The 17376-nt window shown below is 56.5% G+C and carries 14 protein-coding genes and 1 tRNA gene; 7 read left to right on the top strand and 8 right to left on the bottom strand.

Annotated elements, in window-relative coordinates:
• Positions 1-13: 13 nt before the first annotated feature.
• The 5 genes from AC0Z4S_RS02285 to AC0Z4S_RS02265 form a co-directional block, all read right to left on the bottom strand.
• Positions 14-1330, bottom strand: coding sequence for an NAD(P)/FAD-dependent oxidoreductase (locus tag AC0Z4S_RS02285; protein ID WP_485621877.1), 1317 nt, complete (start codon positions 1328-1330; stop codon positions 14-16).
• Positions 1331-1455: 125 nt separating this feature from the next.
• Positions 1456-2517, bottom strand: coding sequence for a GlxA family transcriptional regulator (locus AC0Z4S_RS02280; protein WP_485621876.1), 1062 nt, complete (start codon positions 2515-2517; stop codon positions 1456-1458).
• A gap of 86 nt (positions 2518-2603) precedes the next feature.
• On the bottom strand, positions 2604-3614 hold the full coding sequence (proX, locus tag AC0Z4S_RS02275; protein WP_042610386.1) for a glycine betaine/L-proline ABC transporter substrate-binding protein ProX: 1011 nt from the start codon (positions 3612-3614) through the stop codon (positions 2604-2606).
• Positions 3615-3656: 42 nt separating this feature from the next.
• Complete coding sequence (gene proW / locus AC0Z4S_RS02270) at positions 3657-4610, bottom strand: glycine betaine/L-proline ABC transporter permease ProW (protein ID WP_485621875.1); 954 nt, start codon at positions 4608-4610, stop codon at positions 3657-3659.
• A gap of 51 nt (positions 4611-4661) precedes the next feature.
• The gene (locus AC0Z4S_RS02265) at positions 4662-5696 is read right to left on the bottom strand and encodes a quaternary amine ABC transporter ATP-binding protein (RefSeq protein ID WP_485621874.1); all 1035 of its coding nucleotides are present in this window, start codon (positions 5694-5696) and stop codon (positions 4662-4664) included.
• Between the two features lie 369 nt (positions 5697-6065).
• Between AC0Z4S_RS02265 and AC0Z4S_RS02260 the strand changes: the two genes are divergently transcribed.
• The 5 genes from AC0Z4S_RS02260 to AC0Z4S_RS02240 all read left to right on the top strand — a co-directional run bounded on the left by AC0Z4S_RS02260 (position 6066) and on the right by AC0Z4S_RS02240 (position 12637).
• Positions 6066-7025: a LysR family transcriptional regulator gene (locus tag AC0Z4S_RS02260; protein ID WP_042610383.1), complete on the top strand. Its 960-nt coding sequence runs from the start codon at positions 6066-6068 to the stop codon at positions 7023-7025.
• Between the two features lie 140 nt (positions 7026-7165).
• Positions 7166-8512: an MmgE/PrpD family protein gene (locus tag AC0Z4S_RS02255; RefSeq protein ID WP_485621873.1), complete on the top strand. Its 1347-nt coding sequence runs from the start codon at positions 7166-7168 to the stop codon at positions 8510-8512.
• Positions 8513-8667: 155 nt separating this feature from the next.
• Positions 8668-9903 carry an aromatic ring-hydroxylating oxygenase subunit alpha gene (locus AC0Z4S_RS02250; protein WP_485621872.1) on the top strand — a complete coding sequence of 412 codons (1236 nt, stop codon included), beginning with the start codon at positions 8668-8670 and terminating at the stop codon, positions 9901-9903.
• Positions 9904-9918: 15 nt separating this feature from the next.
• Entirely contained in the window at positions 9919-11070 is a 1152-nt protein-coding gene (locus AC0Z4S_RS02245; RefSeq protein WP_485621871.1) for an MFS transporter, read from the top strand.
• A 223-nt stretch (positions 11071-11293) separates the two neighbouring features.
• Positions 11294-12637 carry an MFS transporter gene (locus AC0Z4S_RS02240; protein ID WP_485622101.1) on the top strand — a complete coding sequence of 448 codons (1344 nt, stop codon included), beginning with the start codon at positions 11294-11296 and terminating at the stop codon, positions 12635-12637.
• Here AC0Z4S_RS02240 and AC0Z4S_RS02235 read toward each other — a convergent pair whose 3' ends face one another.
• A complete protein-coding gene (locus AC0Z4S_RS02235; protein ID WP_301291667.1) occupies positions 12638-12766 on the bottom strand; it encodes a hypothetical protein in 129 nt (42 codons plus the stop codon).
• Between the two features lie 160 nt (positions 12767-12926).
• Positions 12927-13013: transfer RNA gene (locus tag AC0Z4S_RS02230), tRNA-Leu, on the bottom strand.
• Between the two features lie 503 nt (positions 13014-13516).
• On the opposite strand from AC0Z4S_RS02230, the gene AC0Z4S_RS02225 reads away from it, so the two are divergent.
• Together AC0Z4S_RS02225 and AC0Z4S_RS02220 are read left to right on the top strand one after the other, a co-directional pair.
• Positions 13517-14050, top strand: coding sequence for a GAF domain-containing protein (locus AC0Z4S_RS02225; protein ID WP_429462341.1), 534 nt, complete (start codon positions 13517-13519; stop codon positions 14048-14050).
• A 582-nt stretch (positions 14051-14632) separates the two neighbouring features.
• Positions 14633-16603 carry a hypothetical protein gene (locus AC0Z4S_RS02220; RefSeq protein ID WP_485621870.1) on the top strand — a complete coding sequence of 657 codons (1971 nt, stop codon included), beginning with the start codon at positions 14633-14635 and terminating at the stop codon, positions 16601-16603.
• Between the two features lie 255 nt (positions 16604-16858).
• Here AC0Z4S_RS02220 and AC0Z4S_RS02215 read toward each other — a convergent pair whose 3' ends face one another.
• A complete protein-coding gene (locus tag AC0Z4S_RS02215) occupies positions 16859-17338 on the bottom strand; it encodes an HNH endonuclease (protein WP_485622100.1) in 480 nt (159 codons plus the stop codon).
• Positions 17339-17376: the final 38 nt, after the last annotated feature.

Genomic DNA, 17376 nt, shown 5'->3' with positions numbered 1-17376 from the left:
GGCTTCAGGTAATTCAGCTTTCTCTGCCGGCGCGGTACTGCCCCCACTTGAGGTTCATGTTCACCCCGAGCGAGAGGAACGGTTCGGGCGGGTTGCTGTTGGGGCCGGGTGTCTGCAAGAGGAAATCGATCAGCCCGTCGCGCTGCCCGGCCAGCCAGTCGGCGAGCAACTTGCCGGTGACGGTGCCGCGGGTGACGCCGAGGCCGTTGCAGCCCAGCGCACCGTAGACGTTGGGCGCCAGCTCACCGAAGAAGCCGTTGTGATTGCGCGACATCGCCAGCGCGCCGCCCCAGGTGTAGTCGAACGTGACGTCGGGCAGCATCGGGAAACGCTGGTCGAACGAGGCTTTGTGCCGACGCACGAAACGCTCGTTGTATTTGCGGTTGCTGCGGCCGTCGGGGTTGAAGGTGAAGCTGTTGCGGATCAGCAAGCGATTGTCCGGCGTGCGCCGCACCGTGGTGCCGAACGGGTCAGCCGGAATGGCGCCCCAGAACGGTTTGCCGCCCAGGCGCGCCTGCTCTTCATCGGTCAACGGCCGGGTGATGCTGGCGTAGGTGTAGATCGGCAACATGCGTCCCTGCAGGAAACCAAACCGCATACCGAACGAGTTGTTCGCCAGAATCAGTTTGTCGGCCGTGATGCTGCCGTGGGCATGTCTGAGCACAGTCTTCGTGCCGTACTCCACTTCCAGAATCGGCGTGCGCTCATACAGCGTGACATTGGCCGGCAGATTATCGGCCAGGCCTTTGACCAGCCCGGATGGCTGCAGCAACACCGCGCCTGGCGTGAACAACGCCTTGCGATAGAAATGCGTACCGAGATGTTCCGGCAACTCATCGGCGTCGATCATCTGAAATGGCTGATCGAGTTTTTCCAGGCCGCGGCGATAAGCATCGAGCACGGCGATACCGCGATTCTCCACGGCCGCCTGATATTTGCCGCACGCCTTCATCTGGCAGTCGATGCGGTATTGATCGACCAGATCGCGGAGGATCGATTGGCCGGCCAGATTGAGTTTCAGACTGGTCCGGGCCAGCGCGATGTCACCGATGTAATCATCGGCGCCAATATCGTGCGGCAGATCAATGGCAAAACCGGCATTGCGTCCCGAGGGGCCCAATCCAACTTCCTGCGCTTCGACCAGTACCACTTCGTCGTCGGGAAAATTCAACGCCAGTTGCCGCGCGCAGGCGAGTCCGGTGAAGCCGGCGCCGATGATCACCCACCGCGCCGAACGCTGCCCACGGTGCGCTGGCTCGGGGCTGCGCGGTTTGCTCAGATGAAACCAGCCACAACTGTCATCATCGGCGGGTAATGAACTGACTTTCATAGTGTTGAACCGTTAATCGTTGAAGTTGCAAAACGCACGCGGCACAAAGCGAACGCACGCAGTGGCGTTGATCCGGAACTTTCAAAAAACATTTCTGGCGCAAACAGCAAGTTCGCGCGGTTGATTCAGTAGTTGGCGGCTACGGCATAACGCCCGTTGCTGGCGGGGTCACTGGCGTAGTAGTAATCCCTGAACGTCATCGGCGGTAAGCCGAACAGATCCTTGAAGCGCTTGTAGAAGTGCGGATAACTGACAAATCCGGTCGCCAGTGCCACATCGGTCATCGAGCGATCACTTTGCACAATCAGTTGCCGCGCCCGGGTCAGGCGCAATTCCAGGTAATAGCGATTGGGCGCGGCATTCAGATAGCGCGCGAACCGCCGCTCCAGTTGCCGGCGCGACACCCCTACGTGGCTGGCGATGGCATCGATTTCCATCGGCTCCTCGATGTTGTTTTCCATCAGGTCGATGGCGATGTTCAGCGGCTTGGGAATCGCTGCGGGTCGGACTCTGTCGGCAGTCAGCGCAGGCTTGCCCTGTACCGGCTGATGAACCCGTCTGATTTCCTCCACCAGCGTCGCATCGTTGCGCGAACCCAGTTCCTGCATGATCGCCAGAGTCATATCCAGAGCCGAGTGAGCGTTGGCGCAAGTGGCTCGGCGCTGAGCGAAGATGAACTCACGGCTGGACGCTTTCAACTGCGGGAAGTACTCGCCGATCAGACCGCAACTGTCGCTGTGACAGGCGAACGCCTCGGCGCTGAGCAACCCCGCATCAGCCAGATGAAACGCCGCATTCCAGCATCCGGCAACGATGCCCTTGCCGGCGGTTTTCTTCAGTACCCGGCGCAGCAGCGGATGCGCTGCCAGCCTGACGCGCTGACCGCCGATCACGATCACCGCGTCATGGTTGAAGCCTTCTGCAACCAGTCGTTGCGACGACACCGGTACGCCGACATCGCTTTCCACCGGTCCGCCCTGAAGCGACCAGGTCGAGATCCTGTACTGCGTTTCGCCGCAAATCAGGTTGCCAGTGGCCAACGCATCCATTGCCGTGGACAGGGTCGTCAGGGAGAAATGGTCGAGCAATACGAACGCCACTCGCACCGCGCGCGCTTCTCCGGAGACCGATGCGGACTGGCGAAAGCCGATGTTTTGCTGCTTCAACGGACTCTGAAAGGTTTCCATCTTCGCTCACTCACTCGCCGTTCACTGACACCTGCGACCGCAACGTGGGCGACAGGCTGAGCCGCCGCCAAGTGCGCTCGAACCGATTACTTCGCCGCCGCGCGTGCGTCGCTCAACCAACCGTCATAAGCCTGCTGATTGGCCTTGATCCATTCCGCGGCGTGGCGCTTGATGTCGGCGAGGGATTTTTCACCCTTCTGCATGCGCAGGTTCTGCTCGCTTTCCGCGCTGGGAGGGATGCTGACTTCGGAGAGGAATTTGCGCGCCACCGGGTTCTTCTCGGCGAACTCCTTGTTCATCACGGCATTGATCGTGTCCACCGGGAACCCGAGGTTCTTGCCGTCATGGAAGGTGTCCTTGCTTTCCTTGCCATCCGGCAACGAAGTGAACGGCACTGGCAGCCAGACCACATCGCGCCCTTCCACCAGCACGCCGGCAATCCACTGCGGCACCCAGGTAAAGAACAACACCGGTTTACCCTGCTGATAGCGCGCGATGGTGTCGGCCATCAAGGCGAAATACGAGCCGCGGTTATCCACCACGGTCGGGCCGAGACCATAGGCTTTCATATGATGCTCGATCATGATTTCGCAGCCCCAGCCCGGGTTGCAGCCGGTCAGGTCGGCCTTGCCATCGCCGTTGCTGTCGAACAGTTTGGCGATCTCCGGTTTCTTCAGATCGGCGAGGTCCTTGATCTGGTAGGCGTCAGCGGTCTTCTTGTCGATCATGTAGCCCTGTAGCACACCTTTCATGACCTGCCCGACTTTTACCATCACATCGTCGCCGCCGGCCTTTTCATAAAACGCCTGATGCAGGTTTTCCCATTCATGCACGGTGAAATCCGCATCGCCGTAGGACAGCGCAAGGAACATCGCCGGGTAGTCGACTTCTTTCGGCGCTTTGACGTCGTAGCCCAATTCCTTGAGTCCGGCGAGCACCACCTCACCGCGAAAACGCTCTTCGGCGATGCTCGGGAAAATCGGCGTGATCGACACACCGGCGCCCGGTTTGTTGGCATCTGCTGCGTGAACCGCTGAGCACAGCAATGTAGCGAACAGCGAAGCCATCAGGCTTTTCTTGAGGGTTGTCAGTTTCATGTTTCACCACGCTTGAAAGTGTTTATGGGTGAGCAGGCAAACTCAATTGGTCACGGGACGTGCAACGGTCTTCTTTTTCTTCAGTTTCATCAGCAGCCCCACCGGGCCGCTCTCATACCAGCGCTGACCGGTGGCCAGATCGCTGCTGCGTTCACCCATGGCCTGGGTCAATCGATCGAGGAACACCGCCAGCAACACCAGCCCGGCGCCGCCGACACTGGCCAGGCCCATGTCGAGGCGACCGATGCCGCTCAACACCATCAAGCCAAGACCGCCCACCGAAATCATCGAGGCGACCACCACCATCGACAGCGACAACATCAGCGTCTGGTTGAGCCCGGCCATCATCGTTGGCGCCGCCAGTGGCAATTGCACTTTCAGCAGCATTTGCGTGGCCGTGCAGCCGAAGGCCCTCGCCGCTTCGACTTTGTCGGCGGGCACCTGGCGAATACCGAGGTTGGTCAACCGCACCAGTGGCGCGACCGAGAAGATGATGGTGACGATCACCCCGGGGACGTTGCCGATGCCGAAGAGCATGACCACCGGCACCAGATAGACGAACGCCGGCAGCGTCTGCATGGCGTCGAGTACCGGGCGGATGATCATTTCCGTGCGATCACTGCGCGCGCAGAGGATGCCCAGCGGGATGCCGATGACCGCGCAGAACAACAGCGAGGTCAGCACCAGAGCCAGAGTGACCATGGCGTCATTCCACACGCCGATCAGGCCAAGGCCGGTGAGCGTGGCGACGCTGAAAAGGGCGATGCGTTTGCCGCCGATCTGCCAACTGATCAGCCCGGCAATGATGATGAACACCGTGGGCGGCACCGACAGCAGGCTCCACTGCACGCCGTCGAGAACCTGGTCGACCGGCCAGCGAATCGAGCGGAATACTTCGCGAAAGTTACCGACCAAGTATTTGAGCGCGGTTTCGACCCACGAACCGAAAGGAATATTGATGCTCTGGAAAGGATCCAGAATATTGAAATCTGACATGGTGCTACCTCGCCCGCAGAAACTGCTTTATCAATTCTGAGTATTCGGAGTTCAGCTGTTACTCAGGCAGCTCAGTAAATGCCCCTGGGAAATCGAACCTTTATAAAGTCCAACTTCATCCACCACCGGCATCGGAGTTGCCGACGCGGCAACTATATGAAAGATGTCGCGCAATGAGGCTTCAGCCTTGATGGTTACTTGGCTGCCTGGCAAATAAACAACATTGGAATCCTGCTGGGCGATATCGCCAGCCTTCAATATTCGACTGGTGTCGAAACCATTGAAGAAGTCCCTCACATATTTATTCACCGGATTGCACAGCAGTTCACGCGGCGTGCCGATCTGCACCACGCGCCCGCCCTCCATGATCGCGATGCGATGGCCGATGCGCACCGCTTCTTCGATATCGTGGGAGATGAAAATGATCGTGCGATCCTGCTCGGCCTGCAGCTTGATCAACTCGCCCTGCATTTCGCTGCGGATCATCGGGTCGAGTGCAGAGAACGCTTCGTCCATCAGCAGAATCGCCGGGTCGTTGGCCAGGGCGCGGGCCAGGCCGACGCGCTGCTGCATGCCGCCGGAAAGTTGATGGGGAAAGCTCAGTTCCTGGCCGGAAAGCCCGACTTGCTCGAGTGCGCCCATGGCCCGACAGTAGCGCTCTTTCTCGCTGACGCCGCTGATTTCCAGACCGAAACTGACGTTGTCGATCACGCTCATGTGCGGCATCAGGGCGAATGACTGAAAGACCATGCCCATGTCCTTGCGGCGGACTTGCAGCAGATCCTTGTCGGCCAGACCGGTGATTTCCTTGCCATTAAGGAAGATCTTGCCGGAGGTCGGTTCGATCAAGCGGTTGAACAGGCGGACCATGGTCGATTTACCGGACCCGGACAATCCCATGATCACGAAGATTTCGCCTCGGCGAACAGAAAGGTTGGCGTCGAATACACCAATGGCCTGACCGGTCTTTTTGAATACTTCAGCTTTCGAGGCGCCCTCTTCAATCATCTTCATGGCCAGTGCTGGCTGGTTGCCGAAGACTTTGAAAACATTCTTTACGCAGATGATCTCGTCGGAACTTGTCATACCATGCCTCCTTCGTGTCGCACTTCGATCGCTGTAAACGACGAGCAATTGAGTGAAACCATGTTTGAACGGCAGCGGTAATCAATAAATGTCTTCACGACGGGTTTCCTTTTATTATTTTTGGGTGCCCAGGAAAGAGGGGATGTTGCAAATCTATTAGCATCGCCTCGCTTAATCCAACTACATTTACAGGGACAATTCGATAACGTCGGGTTATCGGTTGCAGGGTCGGCCATGGCTGATCCTTCGGCTTCGCACCGTGAGCGACCGGGTCTATTCCCAAAGCGACGCTGGCGTGGCCCTGCGAAGAGCGTTCCGTTACCCTCCTCGCGCTTCGTTGGGGAGCTGTATCGTTAGGAGAGTGTACGAATGACCAAGCATGTCGACCCTGACACCATCCTGTTGAAAATGCCGTCCTTGCGGGCTGTGAAGGCATTTGTCGCGGCCGCCAAGTACGAAAGTTTCACCCGAGCCGCCGAGGCGTTGTGCGTTTCGCAAGCAGCGATCAGCCGGCAGATCCGTGAACTGGAAAGCTATCTCGGCGCGCAACTGTTTACCCGGGTGGGTCGTGCAGTCGAACTGACCGCCGCCGGCGCGGTGTTCTTCGATGCCGCGCAATTGTCGTTCGTCAATATTGCCCAGGCCGCCGAACGTATCCGCAGCAGCCAGTCGAGCAAGAAGGTGCTCACGGTCTGCTGCTCACCGGCCTTTTCCGCATTGTGGCTGTCGAATCATCTGCAGGAATTCTTCGCCCAGTGCCCGGACATCGAACTCAATCTGATCACCACGCAGAACTTCCTGACCATGGAGCCCGGCGTGCAGCCGGACATCTTCATCACCAAGATTTCGCGGATCCGCGAAGGCTATAGAAGCTATCCGCTGTGCCACGACGTGATCTACCCGGTGTGCACGCCGCAGTACCTGGAGCAGCACCCGGAAATTTCCACCATCGAGGGCGTACGCGATTCAGCGTTGCTCAACCTCAGCCCTTACGGCCGCTCGCAAGTCGCCGAACATGTCGACTGGGGCGTGTGGCTGGCGTTTCAGGCGATCGATATCGACGACCGCCCGACCAACAGTCCGCAGATCTTCAACGCCAACGACTACAACCTGCTGATCAGCATGGTCCTGACTCACCAAGGCATCGCGCTGGGCTGGAATCATCTGGTCACCTCGCTGGTGCAGCAGGGCCTGCTGGTGCGACCGATCGAGCAACAGGTGCAGTTGCGCAACAGTTGGCACTACTTGAGCTGCCGCGAAAATTCCGACAATGAAGATGAATTGCGGCGTTTCCGCGAATGGATTCTGGCGAAGTTTCCCCGCCGGTGATCTGCGCGGCGCCAGCGTCGGGCGTTTTGGTTATCAATAGCCCGACGAAAATGTCGCTGGAGCAGCTCCCTCGCCTGACCCATTGTTAAGCGGCGCCGACCACGCACGGTCGCGCTCAACACACAGGAAGGGCTTGCTGCATGTCACTCTTCGAATTCTCTCGCGATTTTGATTTTCTCGACGCTCCGCCAAAAACCCGCGCCATCGTGCAAAACAGTCTGCTGGATATCATCGGTGTCATGGCCGGCGCGGCGAGCAATGGCACCACTGTCGCCATGCGCCGGTTTGCCGAACGGCACTATCCGGCCGGCCTCTATAGCAGTCGCATGATCTTTGCCGGGCAGCGCGTCAATGTGCTCGGCGCAGCCTGGGCCGGCGGCTTCAGCGCTGACAGCCTCGATGCCCATGAAGGTCACTTCAAATCCAAGGGCCACGCCGGGGCGACCGTGGTACCCGCCGTGCTTGCGCTCGCCGATGCGCTGCATCATCAGGGCCGATCCATCACTGGACATGAGCTGCTGAGCGCTTTGTGCATGGGTTACGAAACCGCATTGCGCGCAGGTTCGGCATTGATGGCGACCTCGCCCACCTATCACGCTTCCGGTGGCTTTTCCGCGCTGGGGGTGGTCTGCGCCGGGGCGCGATTGTTGGATCTGGATGAGGCCACCTTTCGCCACGCCTTGGGCATTGCCGAATACTTCAGCGCGCGCTGCCCGATGATGCGCGTGGTGCAGGCGCCGACGATGCTGCGTGATGCCCACGGCGCGGGCGCATTCGTCGGTCTGAACGCGCTGTTCATGGCCATGGAAGGCATCACCGGGGCGCCGGCGGAAACCATTGAAGACCTTACAGTCGCGGAACACTGGCGCGACCTCGGTCAGCGTTGGGAAATCGACAGCCAGTACTTCAAGCCCTGGCCGGTCTGCCGCTGGGCGCAGCCGGCGCTGACGGCGATGCTTGAGCTGCAACGACAACATCCGCTGCTGGCGGCCGATTCGATCGAAACCATTCGGGTGGAGACGTTTTATGAATCGATGTGCCTGCAGGGGCATTCGCCGAAGGACGCTGATCAAGCGCAATACGCCCTCGCATTTCCGCTGGCAGCGCTGATTGTCAGAGGCAAGGTCGGCCCTGAGGAAGTCACCGGTTCGGCGATTTCTGCGCCGGATATTCGCGCCCTCAGCGCCCGCATCGAAATCGTTGAAGCCGCCGATATCTCGGCCCGATTCCCAGAGGAAATCCTCTCGCGGCTGAGCATTACCTTGAAGAATGGCCAAGTGCTGGTGAGTCCGATCACCGCTGCGCGCGGCGATCCGCACACGCCTTTGAGCGTCGAAGAACTTGAGCAAAAGTTTGATCTGTTCGCTCAGGGCCTCGGCCATGAGCGCAGTACCGCTGTAAAAACGGCCATCAGGGACATCGCCCAGGCCCGCTGCGCGATCACCGCCCTGGAACCGGTTTTTCAAGCGCTGCCGTCGTCACCGTGAGCCATCCATTGATAACCGCAAATCATTAATTGCCCGCAGCAAATGTCGGTTGTGGCGTTTGTCCTGCGCCCGATAGGCTGCGGCTTATCGTTCGCTGATTTAAAAAGTCACGGTTAAAGGTGACCGCTCAAGATCGAAGTCCTGGGAGGCTAACAATGCACAACAAACAAAGCGTTTATGACCTGATCGCACAACGCAAGCCGTGGCATTCGCTGCCGGGCGCGCTCTACCGCAATGAGGACGTTTACCGTCAGGATCTTGAGCAGATCTGGCACAAGGACTGGATCTTCGCCGGCCACACCTTCGAAATCACCAAACCGGGGCAGTACTTCACCCTGCAGATTGGTGATTACCCGGTTGCTGTCGTTCGCGGCAAGGACGGTGAGGTCAGGGCTTTCCACAACGCCTGCCGGCACCGTGGCGCGAAAATCTGTGAGGCCGACCATGGCAAAGTGGCGAAGATGGTCTGCCCGTATCACAAGTGGACTTACGAGCTGGATGGCAACCTGTTGTTCGCTGGCAACATGGGCCAGGACTTCGACAAGTCGCAATACAACCTGAAAAGCGTGCACTGCGAAATCGTCGACACCTACATTTATGTCTGCGTTGCCGCCAAGGCGCCGGACTTCGACGGTTTTCGCAAAGCCGTCAGCCCTTTCATCGCGCCGCACTACCTCGAGAACTGCAAAGTCGCGTTCGAGTCGAACATCGTCGAGAAAGGCAATTGGAAACTGGTTTTCGAAAACAATCGCGAGTGCTACCACTGCGACGGTTCTCATCCAGAGTTGTTGCATTCGTTTGTCGATAATCTTTCGGTGGGCGGCATCAGCGGTGAAGATGATCCCGAGCTGTCGGCGTATTGGGCCAAGTGCGAAAAGGCCGGAATGCCCAGCCGTCTGGTAATGGACATCAATGGCCAGTTCCGCATGACCCGCATCCCGCTTTCATCCGGCGCCGTCAGCTACACCATGGACGGCAAACCAGCGGTCAATGGTCGACTCGACAAAACCTCCGAAGCCGACATCGGCGCGCTGCTGTACTTCCACTACCCGTCGACCTGGAACCACTTCCTCGGCGACCACGCGCTGAGTTTCCGCGTCCTGCCGATCAGCGCTACCGAAACACTGGTCACCACCAAATGGCTGGTGCCCGACACGGCGGTGGAAGGCGTGGATTACGACATCGAGCGCCTGACCAAAGTGTGGATCGCCACCAACGATCAGGACCGCACGCTGGTCGAAGGCACCCAGCGCGGGGTGACCTCGCCGTCCTACGAGCCGGGCCCGTATTCGGAAACCGCCGAGACCGGCGTCTGTCAGTTCGATGACTGGTATTGCGCGACGATGATGGATCGGCTGAAAGGGCCGATTTCGTTGAAGTCGGTTGGTTGATTGGCGCATCAGTCCATGAGCGGTTGCACATCATCCCTGGCGATTCGCGAAAACTACGGCGAACGCGCGTCCACGCGGATCGTCTTCCTGATCACCGGCATCGTCATGTCGGCGTGGGCGCCGCTGGTTCCGCTGGTGAAGGCTCGCACCGGGCTGGACGAAGGTGGTCTGGGCCTGTTGTTGCTGGGCTTTGGCATCGGCTCGATCGTGGCCATGCCGTTCGCCGGTTACCTGACCGCGCGATTTGGCTGCCGCCCGGTGATCATCGCGTCGACCCTGATCTTGTGTGTGGTGCTGCCGATGTTGAGCCATCTGGCGTGGTTGCCCGGGCTGGCGCTCACCGTACTGTTGTTCGGCGCGAGCATGGGCATGCTCGATTGCGCGATCAATATCCAGTCGATCATCGTCGAAAAGAACAGCGGCGAAACCCTGCAATCCGGTTTTCACGGGCTCTACAGCGTGGGCGGGATCGCCGGTGCCGGGGCGATGACGGCGATGCTCAGCCTCGGGCTCGATCCGCTGTTGGCGGTGTTGTGCCTGGTGGCGATCATCGTTGCCTCGCTGTACAAGGCTGCGCCAAACCTGTTGCCTTATGGCACCGAACGCGACGGTCCGATCTTCGCGATTCCGCGCGGAATCGTCCTGCTGCTGGGGATCCTCTGCTTCATCGTGTTCCTCACCGAAGGCGCAATGCTCGATTGGAGCGCGGTGTTTCTGGCTTCACAGCGCGATATGCCAGCGAGCTACGCAGGTTTGGGCTACGCCTGTTTCGCCGCGGCAATGACCCTCGGACGGCTGACCGGAGACGCGATTGTCAGCCGACTGGGCGGCATCCGCGTGGTGACGCTGGGCGGCATCTGCGCGGCAGTCGGCATGCTGGTTTCACTGGTGTTCGATGGCTGGCCGGCGTCATTGCTGGGCTACGCGCTGGTCGGCGCCGGATGCTCGAACATCGTCCCGGTATTGTTCAGCGCCGCCGGTCGGCAACAGCGCATGCCGCAGCGCACGGCCATTCCGGCGATCATTTCCATGGGCTACGCGGGGATTCTGATGGGGCCGGCGTTCATCGGCATGCTCGCCCATTTCAGTTCGCTGGTCTTCGCGCTGGGTGGCGTGGTTTTGCTGTTGCTGTTCGTCAGTTGCGCCGCGAGGTTTCTCAAGGCTTGATGCGACGACCATTGGGGCGGATCGACAGTCTCTGAGGCCTGCGTCCTAACGTCGCAGCCTTCAGCTATTGGCAAATCCTGCACAAGCCTTAGAATCCCGCGCGCTCCTGCATACGGCTGTCTTGTCGCAGACGCGAATTGCAGGGCCGGCCATGTCGTCAGACACCCCAACCCTGCCCGACCGGCAGACACTTGCCCAACACCTGTTCCAGCCTGGCAACCGCATGCGCAGAGGCGCACGTTGCGCTGTTCGATTTCTTGAGGTTTTTATGTCTCCGCGTTTGCTGGCCATGGCGCTGGCGCCCCTGCTCGGGCTGTTCATTATTGCTCTGGGCAACGGTTTTCTTTCCTCCCTGACCACCCTTCGCCTGGACGCCGCCGGTGCCTCGGCGACCATGATCGGGATCGTTTCATCGGCCTACTTCATGGGCCTGACGCTGGGCGCGGTGTTCAATGACCGGCTGATCCTTCGCATCGGCCACATTCGCGCCTACGGCAGCTTCGCCTCGCTGATCGCCGTGACGATCCTGATGCAAGGCTTGTTCTATGACACTTGGGGCTGGCTCGTCCTGCGCCTGATCAACGGCTGGGCCACGGTCGGTGTGTTTCTGGTGATCGAAAGCTGGCTGCTGCTGGCGGGTGACGAGAAGATTCGCGGACGCTTGCTCGCGCTGTACATGATCGTCCTCTATGGCGCCGGCGTTCTCGGACAGGCCACGCTGGGAACCATCACCGGCATGAGCGACAGCGCGCCGTTCATGGTCGCCGGCATGCTCGCTGCATTGTCGGTGCTGCCGATCGTGATCCTGCCACGGGTGTCGCCGCTGCTCGATCAGGTCGAGCCGCTCAAGCCCCGGCAACTGCTGGGCGTGACACCGACCGGGCTGGTTGGCTGTTTCGGCTCGGGGGTGACCATCGCAGCGATCTACACCTTGTTGCCGCTGTATCTGCAACGCAGCGGTCTGGATGTCGGTGAAGTCGGCAGTATGATGGCCTGGACGATTCTCGGCGCGATGCTGCTGCAGTACCCGGTCGGCCGCTGGTCCGACCGCACGGATCGCTTGCAAGTGCTGACCCTGCTGGCGGTGGCGTGCACCGCGTTATCGCTGGTGATCGTGCTGATGCCGCTGTCCTCGACCATGCTCGCAGCGATGCTGTTTCTGCTCGGTGGCGGCGTATTCGCGCTGTACCCGGTCGCCGTCAGCCACGCCGCCGACCGCGCCCCCGCCGAAGCGCTGGTGCCGATGATTCAGGGCTTGCTGCTGATCAACTCACTGGGCTCGGCCATCAGCCCGATGATGATCTCGCCGGTGATGAACTCGTTCGGCGCGAGCGGCCTGTTCTGGGTATTCGCAGTGGTCAACCTGTGCATGGTCAGTTTTTTCTTCTGGCGCCGCGGCAAACGCCCGGTTCCGGCCAACCCTGCCCCCTTCGCAGCGGCAGCGACTTTTTCGCCGACGGGTGCGGAGTTGCGGGTCACCGAAGATTTGCGCGTGGCCGCTGAAGAGCATCCGGCCATGATGGATGCGATCAGCGGGGAATTGGTGACGCAGCGCGGCGACAGTTGATCAGCAACTGCCCGGCGGGATGCCGTCCTTATTAAAGTCCTTCAAGCGCTCGCGCTCTTCTTCAGTGGAATGCGCAGGGGTCGGTTGATCGGGTACTTCTTCCGGCACTTCAGGTTTTTCGTCAGTCATGGCTCAGCCCTCGTTGTCGATGCTATTTCGGCATCGGCGGAGGGCTGGTGGTTCCGGATTTCGAGCATCGCCCAGTCATCGACATGGCAAAAGCAAAATCAGCAATGCGGAAACGAACAAAGGCCTGCGTAGCTTTCGCTAGCAGGCCTTTGTTGAAAGATGGTGCCCGAAGCCGGAATCGAACCGGCACGCCCTTACGAGCGGGGGATTTTAAGTCCCATGCGTCTACCAGTTTCGCCATTCGGGCGGTAGCGCGGTATTGCTTTGCTCAGCTTGGCGGTTGCGATCCTGACAGGATGGCCGCTTGAAAAGCCGAGCGGGGAATATATACATCACGTCCCGGTGAAGCAAGTTCGCAGTGGGCTATTTGAAGACTAAATCTTGCCGACCACCGAGAACCAGAAAACCTTTTAAATCATTGAGCTACGGAGCTTGCTTGAAGTAGAGCCGAAGTCGCAGAAAAAACGAGGTATCTAGCGCGAAAACCAAGCCAGGACTCAATAAGATCAGAAGGTTAGCTCTACGATCGCCTTACGGACCAGAGATTTTTCTGCGCTGGCGATTATGAAGAAGCAACCCATAACTCGCCGAGGTGTCTACGCTAAACGTTGACGCCGGAATCAGCGATTGGTCGTAACCAGCCTGCCCCTTTTCACCACGACCCCGCCACAAACGCGCTGACTTCCACAACACGTCGCCAGAGCCCAGCTCAGGGATGTAACAGCAACCAGGAGATTTGACCCTATGCAAATGAGTGACACCGTTCTCAAAGCGTCTTTGAGCCACGAGGAGCGCTCGGCGATCGCCGAGATCGAAGCGACGACCAATATTCTTCAGCTCGTCACCCGTTTGACCGGCACACGCTTCGCTGGAATCGCAAAATTTACAGAAACCGAGTGGATCGTCTGCTCGGCGTACGACCCGATCGAACTCGGGATAAACGTCGGCGATACGCTGGATCTGGAAACCACGCTTTGCAGTGAATTCCGCAGAGATCCTCAAGCCCTCTTCCTTCCACAAATCAGCCAGGACGGCAGACTCTCGTCACGTCCTGTCGTGAAGCAATATTCGATCGAAAGTTATGCAGGGGCGCCGGTTTTCCTGCCGGATGGGCGACTGTGGGGCGCGCTATGTGCTCTGGATTCCAGGTCTGTTTTATTTGACAACCCCGATCTTGCCGAAACACTGACGCTGTTCGCACGGCTGATCGGCTGCATCTTTTTCTCGAATCTGACAGTGGAAGGTGCCAGCCATATCAAAACCGGATCGTGCCTGACTGATTAACCCTATCCGAACGCTGCGCAGTACCCCACTTTTTCGAAGGCAACAAAAAACCCCGTAGATCATTGATCTACGGGGTTTTCAATAGTGGAGGCCGAGGTCGGAATCGAACCGGCGTAGGTGGATTTGCAATCCACACTATAAAGCTAAGTAGAACAATAGGTTAGCACACAACGTGTTCCGCAAGCTACTGATTTTAAACGGTCTGCAGGCCACGTTTTTCATCGCTTCGCATTGCCGTTGCGGAACGTTTTACCCTGTCCTCGTTTCGCGCAAGCACAAGCGTGAATGCCGCGAGCCGGCGATCAATTCCTGCTGGCGCCGCTTGAGCCTTGGCTCGCCGTGATTCCAGCCTCCCCAGCGATCCGCTCTATCCGTGCCTGCTCCGGAAACAGTTCAACTTCTCAGTTTGGTCAAATGGAACGAGGCCACCGTACCTGGCTCATCCAAACGGAGCCCTCGTCGTTACAAGCTCTGGCAGAAAGAGGACATTTTCAGCGAAAAAAACTGAGAATTCGCTTATAAATAGGCACCAGCAGGTCACTTGCCAGTGCGGTGATTGTCGATAACTATGGATAGATCTCTATGACTTTTAAATCATTTGACCCTCTTGAATTTAAAAACACTGCTGTGAACGAGGCTGCCCTGGGGGCGCTCAAGCGAGAAATTGAAAACATTCTGAGCTCATATGTCGGCTGGTACGATCCTTTCTGTGAGCTGATACAAAACTCACTCGACGCGGTTGAGGCCAGAACATCTCTCGAAACCTCTTCAGGTTCCATCGCCTCATACACGCCTAAGATAAACATAATTATCGACTTAGACGAAAATACGTTAACCGTTTCTGACAACGGGATAGGCTTGGACAAAGAAAAATTTCAGCAATTTTTGGCGCCGAACTTCTCATTCAAGTCGGGGAAAACCAGGGGGCACAAAGGTGTTGGGGCCACATATGTAGCCTACGGATTTAACTTTATGCGCATATCCACCAAAGTTCCTGACTTCGAAGCATCCGGCAGAATCGTAAATGCTCGAAACTGGATAAAAAGTGTTTCTTCTGGAGCGAACCCTAAAGTAGAGCCGATAGGAGCAGCCGATTCAGATCCAGAGTTCGCGACTTTTGAGAGAGGCGTTTCAATAAATGTCCGTTTTGATGACACTACACATCCGAAAAAATTGAATTGGATCAAAACCGACACAGCTGAACAATGGCATAAAATACTTTCAATAAAAACCGGTCTTGGATCTGTCAAACCAGATAGTACAGTTATCACAACCATCACAGTAAAATCAAACAATGTAACTACAATCCATGAAACAAAAGGAACCGGCTACCTTTGGCTACATAACACTTCAGGTAAAAGCGCTGCACTTCGAGACATCGCTGATGAGGCCGATAAAACATTTGCCAAATTTGGCGCAAATAGAAAGCTAAAAGACAAATTCAGAAATCTTGACTTCATGCATGACACATGGACAGCCTCAGAGCTTGGCGAAATACTCAAAGGTAGATTGGACGAAGAAGAAATCAACGTACTCACAACTTACTCACCTTCTGTTTCTGTAGAATTTGGATCAACTGCAAAAATATGGCAGCAATTTAACGACTCGTTAGGGCTTAGAAGCGGCTACAAAGTCCTAAACACCGGCATACAACTAGCAGCAAATAACATGCCGCAAGGCGAAACCCTAATCGTCCCATTAAAGCGTTACACAGGCAGACAAAACCAAGTTCACTTTTTAATTCACTTCGACAACTATACACCCGACCTGGGACGCAAAGGATTTCACAGAGAACTGTCTGACTTCGCCAAGAGCGTAAGTCAGAAGCTAATGGAAAATCATTTATCTAAATATTACGGCCTAATGAAACCTAACACAGGCGTGTCTCCAGATCTTCTTCGTGGGATGAAGATTAACGACTGGAAAAATGACATGCTAGGGCATGAAGCAGCAAAACCTTTAGAACTCACTAATAAACACTTCTTCTTACCGGTCGAGCGGGTTTCCATTACATCCAACCCAACCCGTGAGCAAGATGTTATCGCCTTATTTCATCAATTAATCGCAGGCGGTGTAATCCGAGGGCTGCGCATCATGTCTACCAATGAGCGCTTCACTTATGATGGCTTATTTAAAATAGGCTTTGATCTAAAAAAAGCGTTATATGTATACGATGAAGAAAAAAATCCTTTGGGAGTTTCACAAGAAACCGTAGATGGCCTATTCGGCATGATTACCGCCCCAATGATCCTCGAGTACAAGTTCAGCCTGGACGGGTTGATTGAGGACTTCGAAAGCAACGATAAAAATATAAAAGATGTGGACTTGTGTATTGCGTGGGAAACAGGCGATCTATATCTAGAAAAATACGCAATAACATCGCTACTAATTTCAGACAATGCATCGCAACGCCAATATCATGGCGTAACGCATGTTCTTCAAGACCTAGAAACTGGAGCAAGGCACTGCGACCTTATCATCCTTGAAGAGCTTATAAAGCACTTGAACGACCCCGAAGGATCTGAAAAACACCAAGTAGAAAAATACGAGTAACATCACAGCCCTAGGTATACAGAGCAGCATTTGATATATGCCGCGCACGCTCCCCCAACACTACTTAAGGGGAGCGAACTAGCTCAGCAGAACTGATGAGAATTTGATGATGAAAATACTCAGACCAACCATCTACGCAACTATCTTGACATAAAGTTATTTTGCCGATCACTAGCGGTCGTTTTTCAACCGTGGTATTCGGTGGGAACGACCGGCCCAAAGAAGGGGAGATAATCGCCGGAGTTAGCGCAGACATCACGCTTCAATGATTCGGTGCTGTCGCAGCAAAGACTTAACGAAAAAAGAGTATTCTTTATCTGGGCTACCTTCTTTTGCTAACTCCGCAAGGGCCAATCTGCGCAAGTTTGGATCTTGTCGAGAAAAAACAGCTGTGACTGTATCTCGAATTCGATCAACGTGAGTTTTCCGGCGCTCGATAAGTTCGACCCGATTCAACTCAATATCGTTAATTGTCACCACACCCCTCTCGCAACCCCGAAAGGCAAATATTAAATTATACTCAGCAACTAGATACTCTGCAGGATCCTCTTCATATGGATTAACATAAGGGAGCTCTGCATTGTAGCGATCCGATTTTGAGTTATTACATCTCCCACAAGCGACCCCCAAATTCTCCCACTCGAACTCAAGATGAGGAAACCTTCCTTCTGCCTTAGGTAGAATATGTTCAACGTCACCATAGTCAACTGCCAAAATTTTACTCTCGCAGTACATACATTTACCATGCGAGCTACATAACAATGCCTGCTTAT

It is taken from the genome of Pseudomonas sp. 1L-B-1-E-C1 (assembly GCF_057291835.1).
This window is presented reverse-complemented; position numbering and strand designations above follow the sequence as displayed.

Excerpts from the sequence above, each read along its gene's own strand:
- AC0Z4S_RS02265 (WP_485621874.1), bottom strand. The coding sequence starts at position 5,696 with ATGACAAGTTCCGACGAGATCATCTGCGTAAAGAATGTTTTCAAAGTC.
- AC0Z4S_RS02260 (WP_042610383.1), top strand. The coding sequence starts at position 6,066 with ATGACCAAGCATGTCGACCCTGACACCATCCTGTTGAAAATGCCGTCC.
- AC0Z4S_RS02280 (WP_485621876.1), bottom strand. The coding sequence starts at position 2,517 with ATGGAAACCTTTCAGAGTCCGTTGAAGCAGCAAAACATCGGCTTTCGC.
- AC0Z4S_RS02235 (WP_301291667.1), bottom strand. The coding sequence starts at position 12,766 with ATGACTGACGAAAAACCTGAAGTGCCGGAAGAAGTACCCGATCAACCG.
- proX (WP_042610386.1), bottom strand. The coding sequence starts at position 3,614 with ATGAAACTGACAACCCTCAAGAAAAGCCTGATGGCTTCGCTGTTCGCT.
- AC0Z4S_RS02220 (WP_485621870.1), top strand. The coding sequence starts at position 14,633 with ATGACTTTTAAATCATTTGACCCTCTTGAATTTAAAAACACTGCTGTG.
- AC0Z4S_RS02255 (WP_485621873.1), top strand. The coding sequence starts at position 7,166 with ATGTCACTCTTCGAATTCTCTCGCGATTTTGATTTTCTCGACGCTCCG.
- AC0Z4S_RS02215 (WP_485622100.1), bottom strand. The coding sequence starts at position 17,338 with ATGTACTGCGAGAGTAAAATTTTGGCAGTTGACTATGGTGACGTTGAA.
- AC0Z4S_RS02285 (WP_485621877.1), bottom strand. The coding sequence starts at position 1,330 with ATGAAAGTCAGTTCATTACCCGCCGATGATGACAGTTGTGGCTGGTTT.
- AC0Z4S_RS02245 (WP_485621871.1), top strand. The coding sequence starts at position 9,919 with ATGAGCGGTTGCACATCATCCCTGGCGATTCGCGAAAACTACGGCGAA.
- AC0Z4S_RS02225 (WP_429462341.1), top strand. The coding sequence starts at position 13,517 with ATGAGTGACACCGTTCTCAAAGCGTCTTTGAGCCACGAGGAGCGCTCG.
- AC0Z4S_RS02240 (WP_485622101.1), top strand. The coding sequence starts at position 11,294 with ATGCGCAGAGGCGCACGTTGCGCTGTTCGATTTCTTGAGGTTTTTATG.
- AC0Z4S_RS02250 (WP_485621872.1), top strand. The coding sequence starts at position 8,668 with ATGCACAACAAACAAAGCGTTTATGACCTGATCGCACAACGCAAGCCG.
- proW (WP_485621875.1), bottom strand. The coding sequence starts at position 4,610 with ATGTCAGATTTCAATATTCTGGATCCTTTCCAGAGCATCAATATTCCT.